The 6,818-nt window shown below is 56.6% G+C and carries 6 protein-coding genes; 4 read left to right on the top strand and 2 right to left on the bottom strand.

Annotated features, from left to right (window positions below; all coding sequences use genetic code 11):
- The coding region (locus tag HMPREF9538_RS31665; protein ID WP_009485403.1) for a family 1 glycosylhydrolase at positions 1-167 on the bottom strand (167 nt) is incomplete at its 3' end.
- A gap of 9 nt (positions 168-176) precedes the next feature.
- The gene (bglK, locus tag HMPREF9538_RS11090; protein WP_004213188.1) at positions 177-1,070 is read right to left on the bottom strand and encodes a beta-glucoside kinase BglK; all 894 of its coding nucleotides are present in this window, start codon (positions 1,068-1,070) and stop codon (positions 177-179) included.
- Between the two features lie 263 nt (positions 1,071-1,333).
- On the opposite strand from bglK, the gene purM reads away from it, so the two are divergent.
- The 4 genes from purM to ppx all read left to right on the top strand — a co-directional run bounded on the left by purM (position 1,334) and on the right by ppx (position 6,786).
- Positions 1,334-2,371, top strand: a complete 1,038-nt coding sequence (gene purM / locus HMPREF9538_RS11095; RefSeq protein ID WP_002913836.1) for a phosphoribosylformylglycinamidine cyclo-ligase — start codon at positions 1,334-1,336, stop codon at positions 2,369-2,371.
- Positions 2,368-3,009, top strand: a complete 642-nt coding sequence (gene purN, locus HMPREF9538_RS11100; protein ID WP_004145656.1) for a phosphoribosylglycinamide formyltransferase — start codon at positions 2,368-2,370, stop codon at positions 3,007-3,009. Before purM ends, purN begins: the two co-directional genes overlap by 4 nt.
- A 180-nt stretch (positions 3,010-3,189) precedes the next feature.
- The gene (gene ppk1 / locus HMPREF9538_RS11105; RefSeq protein ID WP_002913838.1) at positions 3,190-5,250 is read left to right on the top strand and encodes a polyphosphate kinase 1; all 2,061 of its coding nucleotides are present in this window, start codon (positions 3,190-3,192) and stop codon (positions 5,248-5,250) included.
- A gap of 3 nt (positions 5,251-5,253) precedes the next feature.
- A complete protein-coding gene (gene ppx, locus HMPREF9538_RS11110; protein ID WP_002913839.1) occupies positions 5,254-6,786 on the top strand; it encodes an exopolyphosphatase in 1,533 nt (510 codons plus the stop codon).
- Positions 6,787-6,818 lie beyond the last annotated feature (32 nt).

The following is a 6,818-nucleotide window of genomic DNA, read 5'->3' as shown; positions in this document are numbered from 1 at the left end:
TTTTCCCCGGCCACCACGCCGTCGGTAATTCCCCGCGGCACGCCGTGGGCGCCGGCGGTCATCACATCCGCCACGCTGATCCCCTTGCCGCCCTCCTGCCAGCCGCCCTCTAACTGATGCGCTGCGACCGCGCCGCCCCACAGAAAACCTGCTTTAAATCCGGACATAGTCTCTCCCTAATGTCGATCGTCGTCTGGCGAACGATACAGCTGATTAAAATGGTAAACCGCGCCAATCAGGCCGGCATCGTTACCGTGACTGACGGTATCGAGATAGTCGGCAATGCCGAACCAGGCCAGATGCTGGCGCAGTAGCGTCAGAAATCCTGGGCGTTCCACAACGCCGCCACCGATAAAAATGGTCTGCGGATCGAAGATATGGACGAGGTTATAAAGGCCATGGCCCAGGCCATTGAAGAACTCGGCGACCAGACGCTGACAAACCGGGTCGCCGGCGTCATAGCGGTCGAAAATCAGTTCGCCTGTCACGCTATCCAGCGGCGCGCCAATATGTTGCGCATAGCGATGGCGCAGCACCCGCAGAGTGCAGTTCTCATTCATTGAATAGCGACGAGGATCGCGTCCGCCGGGACGGTCGGTAAGCATGTAGCCGAATTCGCCGGCACGAAAACGCGCCCCGTTGATCAGCTGGTGTTGGCAGAAAATCGCCCCACCGATGCCAGTACCGATAGTGAGCACCAGAAAATTGGCCATCTCCGCCGCTTTGCCCTGCCAGCGCTCGGCCAGCAGCACACAGTTGGCGTCGTTTTCCACCGAGACCGGCAGCCCGGTTCGCGTCTCGAGCCACGATTTCATGGCGAAGTTATCAAATCGACGGATAGCGCCGCCCATGGTGATAAAACCGCTGTGCGGATCGATGTAGCCCGGCGCGCTGATGGCTATTCCTTCACACGACGGATGGGCCGCCAGCCACGACAGCATTGCCTGTAAGATCCGATCGCCATCGCTGTCATTGATTGACTGCCTGGCGGTTTCCAGCAGCCTGCCGTCGCGGGCCATCACGCCCATCTTTAACGCGGTGCCACCGATATCAAATGCCGCAATCTTCATTCATCCCTCTCCTGACCCGCGTCAATCACCGACAAAATGCGTGGCAAACCAACACGGAAACCGGTTTCAGTCGTATAATGAGGATTCCTTTACGTAGAGGCAAGCACCAGACTGTACCCGGTTTCATTTTCGTGAGCAGTATCAAATTTAACCATTCATCAGCGGTTTTACGCCAACTGTAAAGCAGGCTCGCAAACGTTTGCTTTCCCTGTTAGAATTGCGCCGATTTTTCTTGCTTACCGCAAACGCGTGGAGATTTCGCAGTGACCGATAAAACCTCTCTCAGCTATAAAGATGCCGGCGTGGATATTGATGCAGGCAACGCTCTCGTCGACCGTATTAAGGGCGTGGTGAAGAAAACCCGTCGCCCGGAAGTGATGGGGGGACTGGGCGGATTCGGCGCGCTGTGCGCACTGCCGCAGAAATACCGCGAGCCGGTACTGGTCTCCGGCACCGACGGCGTCGGTACCAAGCTGCGTCTGGCAATGGATCTGAAGCGTCACGACACCATCGGTATCGACCTGGTCGCCATGTGCGTGAACGACCTGGTGGTTCAGGGCGCTGAGCCGCTGTTTTTCCTGGATTATTACGCCACCGGTAAACTGGACGTCGATACCGCAGCCAGCGTCATCAACGGCATCGCCGAAGGCTGCCTGCAGTCCGGTTGCGCGCTGGTCGGTGGTGAAACCGCAGAGATGCCCGGGATGTACCACGGCGAAGATTACGACGTGGCGGGTTTCTGCGTCGGGGTAGTGGAAAAATCAGAAATCATCGACGGCAGCAAAGTGACCGATGGCGACGTGCTGGTGGCGCTGGCGTCCAGCGGCCCGCACTCTAACGGCTATTCGCTGGTGCGTAAGATCATTGAGGTTAGCGGCGTTGACCCACAAACTACCGACCTTGACGGTAAACCGCTGGCCGACCATCTGCTGGCGCCAACCCGCATCTATGTGAAATCGGTGCTTGATCTGATCGCCAGCGTTGACGTCCACGCTATTGCCCACCTGACCGGCGGCGGCTTCTGGGAAAACATTCCGCGCGTGCTGCCGGATAACACCCAGGCGATCATCGATGAGTCCTCCTGGCAGTGGCCATCCGTCTTCAACTGGCTGCAAACCGCCGGTAACGTCAGCCAGCATGAAATGTACCGTACCTTTAACTGCGGCGTAGGGATGATTATCGCCCTGCCGGCAGCGGAAGCGGACAAAGCGATTGCCCTGCTGAATGACAAAGGTGAAAACGCGTGGAAAATCGGGTATATCAAAGCCTCCGATTCCGAACAGCGTGTGGTCATTGCATGAAAAACATCGTGGTGCTGATTTCCGGTAGCGGCAGCAATTTGCAGGCGATCATCGACGCCTGCGGCCGGAAACAGATAAACGGCACCCTGCGTGCGGTATTCAGTAACAAGGCTGATGCGTTCGGCCTTGAGCGCGCGCGCCTGGCCGGCATCCCGGCCCATGCGCTGGCGCAAAGTCAGTTTGCCGACCGGGAAGCGTTCGATCGTCAGCTGATGCATGAAATCGACGCCTACGCCCCGGATCTGGTGGTGCTGGCAGGCTATATGCGTATCCTTAGCCCGGCGTTCGTCAGCCACTATCAGGGACGTCTGCTGAACATCCATCCCTCGCTACTGCCGAAGTATCCTGGCCTGCATACTCATCGTCAGGTGCTGGAGAACGGTGACGAGGAGCACGGCACCTCGGTGCACTTCGTCACCGATGAGCTGGACGGTGGGCCGGTTATCCTGCAGGCCAAGGTGCCGGTCTTCGCTGGCGACAGCGAGGAGGAAATCACGGCACGGGTTCAGGCCCAGGAACATGCCATTTATCCGCTGGTCATCAGCTGGTTCGTCGATGGACGTCTGCGCATGGCAGGCAACCACGCTTGGCTGGATGAGCGACAGCTTCCCCCGCAGGGCTATGCCGCCGACGAATGAACAACCAGCCCCGCATGTGCACATCGCGGGGCTTTTTTTTAATTAAAAGTGTTTACTAATCAAACATCTCACAGAAATAATTCTTCTTACTGTCATATTGTTGTGACACAGTAAATCGCTATGCAGAAAAATTCGTCATAATAGTCTACGTCCTGTGAGTAAAACGGAGTGTGAGCGGTAATGGGCCAGGAAAAGCTATACATCGAAAAAGAACTCAGCTGGTTGTCTTTTAACGAACGCGTGCTGCAGGAAGCGGCGGACAAGAGTAACCCGCTGATTGAGCGCATGCGCTTCTTAGGGATTTACTCCAACAACCTGGATGAGTTTTACAAAGTGCGCTTCGCTGAGCTGAAGCGCCGGATTATTATCAGTGAAGAACAAGGCAGTACCGCCCATTCTCGCCACCTGTTAGGCAAAATTCAGGCCCGCGTTCTGAAGGCCGATCAGGAATTCGATAGTCTGTATAATGAACTGTTGCTGGAGATGGCGCGTAACCAGATCTTCCTGATCAACGAGCGCCAGCTGTCCGTCAATCAGCAGGCCTGGCTGCGCAACTACTTCAAGCAGTATTTACGCCAGCATATCTCGCCGATCCTGATCAACCGCGAAACGGACCTCGTGCAGTTTCTGAAAGATGATTACACCTATCTGGCGGTGGAGATTATCCGCGGGGAAAACATCAACTATGCTCTGCTGGAAATACCGTCGGATAAAGTGCCGCGCTTCGTGAACCTGCCGCCGGAAGCGCCGCGTCGCCGCAAGCCAATGATCCTCCTGGATAACATCCTGCGCTATTGCCTGGACGATATTTTTAAAGGCTTCTTTGATTACGATGCGCTGAACGCCTACTCGATGAAGATGACCCGTGACGCCGAGTACGATCTGGTGCATGAGATGGAGTCGAGCCTGATGGAGCTGATGTCCTCCAGCCTCAAGCAGCGCCTGACCGCCGAGCCGGTTCGCTTCGTCTACCAGCGCGATATGCCGGATGCGATGGTCGAAATGCTGCGCGATAAGCTCTCCATCTCCAACTACGACTCGATGCTGCCGGGCGGCCGCTACCACAACTTTAAAGACTTTATCGGCTTCCCGAATGTGGGTAAGGCCAATCTGGTCAATAAGCCTATGCCGCGCCTGCGTCATCTGTGGTTTGATAAATTCCGCAACGGCTTCGACGCCATCCGCGAACGCGACGTCCTGCTCTATTATCCCTATCACACTTTTGAGCATGTGCTGGAGCTGCTGCGTCAGGCCTCGTTCGACCCCAGCGTGCTGGCGATCAAAATCAACATCTACCGTGTAGCCAAGGATTCGCGCATCATTGACGCGATGATCCACGCCGCCCACAACGGTAAGAAAGTCACCGTAGTGGTGGAGCTGCAGGCGCGATTCGATGAAGAGGCTAACATTCACTGGGCGAAACGCCTGACGGAAGCGGGAGTCCACGTTATCTTCTCTGCGCCAGGTCTGAAGATCCACGCCAAGCTGTTCCTTATCTCGCGTAAAGAAGGCGATGAGGTGGTGCGCTACGCCCACATCGGCACCGGTAACTTTAACGAGAAGACGGCGCGGATCTACACCGACTATTCGCTGTTAACCGCCGATGCGCGCATTACCAATGAAGTCCGCCGCGTGTTTAACTTTATCGAGAACCCCTATCGTCCGGTTAGCTTCGACTACCTGTTGGTGTCGCCGCAGAACTCGCGTCGTCTGCTGTATGAGATGATCGATCGCGAGATCGCCAATGCGCAAAACGGGCAACCGTCCGGGATTACGCTGAAGCTGAACAACCTGGTGGATAAAGGTCTGGTGGACCGACTGTATGCCGCCTCCAGCTCCGGCGTGCCGGTTAATCTGCTGATCCGCGGCATGTGCTCGCTGATCCCGGGTCTGGAAGGTATCAGCGAAAATATCCGCGTCATCAGTATTGTGGACCGTTTCCTCGAGCACGACCGGGTCTACTGTTTTGAAAACGGTGGCGATAAACAGGTCTGGCTCTCCTCTGCCGACTGGATGACGCGTAACATCGATTATCGCATCGAAGTTGCCGCTCCGCTGCTCGATCCGCGTCTGAAGCAGCGGGTGCTGGATATTTTTGATATCCTGTTCAACGATACGGTAAAAGCGCGCTATCTTGATAAAGAACTGAGTAACCGCTATGTGCCGCGCGGCAATCGCCGTAAAGTGCGCGCGCAAATGGCGATTTACGATTATCTCAAATCACTCGAACAACCCGACTAACCTATGCCAATAAACGATAACACCCCTCGACCGCAGGAGTTCGCTGCGGTTGACCTTGGTTCGAACAGTTTTCATATGGTGATCGCCCGTGTCGTCGACGGCGCCATGCAGATCATCGGACGCCTGAAACAGCGCGTACATCTGGCCGATGGCCTCGATGAAAACTCGGTGTTGAGCGAAGAAGCCATGACCCGTGGGCTGAACTGCCTGTCGCTGTTTGCCGAACGCCTGCAGGGGTTCTCCCCCTCCAGCGTCTGTATCGTCGGGACGCATACGCTGCGTCAGGCGACCAACGCGGCGGAGTTTCTTAAACGCGCGGAAAAAGTGATCCCCTACCCGATCGAGATCATCTCCGGTAATGAAGAAGCGCGCCTGATTTTTATGGGCGTTGAGCACACGCAGCCGGAGCGCGGCCGCAAGCTGGTGATTGATATCGGCGGCGGTTCAACCGAGCTGGTCATTGGCGAAGATTTTGAGCCCCGCCTGGTGGAAAGCCGCCGCATGGGCTGCGTGAGCTTCTCGCAGGCCTATTTCCCTGGCGGCGTTATCAATAAAGAAAACTTCCAGCGCGCGCGCCTGGCGGCGGTGCAGAAGCTGGAGACGCTGGCCTGGCAGTTCCGTATTCAGGGATGGACCGTGGCGCTGGGCGCCTCCGGCACCATAAAAGCCGCCCAGGAAGTGCTGGTGGCGATGGGCGAGAAGGACGGATTTATTACGCCGGAGCGCCTCGAGATGCTGGTAAATGAGCTGTTGAAGCATAAAAACTTCGACGCGCTCAGTCTGCCCGGTCTCTCAGAAGACCGTAAAGCGGTCTTTGCGCCTGGGCTGGCGATCCTCTGCGGTGTGTTTGACGCGCTGGCCATCAAAGAACTTCGTCTGTCCGATGGCGCGCTGCGCGAAGGTGTCCTGTACGAGATGGAAGGCCGCTTCCGCCACCAGGATATTCGTAGCCGCACGGCACAGAGTCTGGCAAATCAGTACAACATCGATCGCGAACAGGCGCGCCGGGTACTGGAAACTACCACCCAGATGCTGGAGCAGTGGCAGGAGCAGAATCCCAAGCTGGCCAATCCGCACCTCGCGGCGCTGTTGAAATGGGCGGTGATGCTCCATGAGGTAGGGCTGAATATCAACCACAGCGGCATGCATCGTCACTCGGCCTACATTCTCCAAAATAGCGACCTGCCGGGCTTCAATCAGGAGCAGCAGATGCTGATGGCCACCCTCGTACGCTATCATCGCAAAGCGATCAAGCTCGACGATCTGCCGCGCTTTACGCTATTCAGGAAAAAGCAGTTTCTGCCGCTAATTCAGCTACTGCGCCTGGGCGTACTGCTGAATAACCAGCGTCAGGCTACCACTACGCCGCCGACGCTGCGCCTGCAGACGGAAGCTCACCACTGGACGCTGACGTTTCCGCACAACTGGTTTAGCCAGAATGCGCTGGTGCTGCTGGATCTGGAAAAAGAGCAACAGTACTGGGAAGGCGTGCCGGAATGGATGCTGAAGATTGCTGAAGAAGAGCCAGACGCCTGATCGTATCTCTGGCTATCAACCGAGCCCGGCGC

The organism is Klebsiella sp. MS 92-3, from assembly GCF_000195655.1.
Taxonomy (GTDB): Bacteria; Pseudomonadota; Gammaproteobacteria; order Enterobacterales; family Enterobacteriaceae; genus Klebsiella; species Klebsiella pneumoniae.
The sequence above is the reverse complement of the archived record's forward strand: the minus strand, read 5'-3'. Positions and strand labels throughout refer to the sequence as shown.

Coding starts and splice junctions, on each gene's coding strand:
- bglK (WP_004213188.1), bottom strand. CDS start 1,070: ATGAAGATTGCGGCATTTGATATCGGTGGCACCGCGTTAAAGATGGGC.
- purN (WP_004145656.1), top strand. CDS start 2,368: ATGAAAAACATCGTGGTGCTGATTTCCGGTAGCGGCAGCAATTTGCAG.
- ppk1 (WP_002913838.1), top strand. CDS start 3,190: ATGGGCCAGGAAAAGCTATACATCGAAAAAGAACTCAGCTGGTTGTCT.
- ppx (WP_002913839.1), top strand. CDS start 5,254: ATGCCAATAAACGATAACACCCCTCGACCGCAGGAGTTCGCTGCGGTT.